Source organism: Bradyrhizobium sp. Ken64, assembly GCF_055807555.1.
Genome location: NZ_JBVVPA010000087.1, coordinates 1 through 438, shown reverse-complemented (window position 1 = coordinate 438; position 438 = coordinate 1). Strand labels below are relative to the sequence as shown.

Below are 438 nucleotides of genomic sequence, written 5' to 3'. Positions count from 1 at the left end.
TTTTCCGAACGCTACTGGCCCGTCTTCGAGCGGAAGGCGTGGGCATGCTCCGCGACCGAGGTCCAGTGGCGGCAGCACGGCTTCGATGGAGCGAAGCTCGGCTACCTTCTGAATGGCGCCGGCTATTTTCACCAGGCGCACCGCGCGGTTGACGACTGTCACGCGCTGCTCGAGATCTTGGACTTCGACCTACCAACGACCGGCGCGCCCGCGCTCGCCGTCCTGCTCGAGACCGCACGACAGAAGACTATCCGGATCTGGGCCGAACAGTCGCCGTTCGAACTCAAGGATTCGCTGAAGCGGCGCGGCTATCGCTGGAGCGACGGCACGGACGGTCGGCCAAAGTCCTGGTACGTCGACGTCTGCGAGTCGGCGCTGGACACCGAGCTCGCGTTTCTCCGGACCGAGATCTACCTGCGCGACGTGGAGCCGCGCCTG

At 65.5% G+C, this 438-nt stretch carries 1 protein-coding gene; it reads left to right on the top strand.

Annotation, left to right across the window (positions count from 1 at the left end):
- On the top strand, positions 1-438 hold a 438-nt coding region (locus tag AC0L2F_RS35760; RefSeq protein ID WP_473251528.1), incomplete at both ends, for a 3'-5' exonuclease.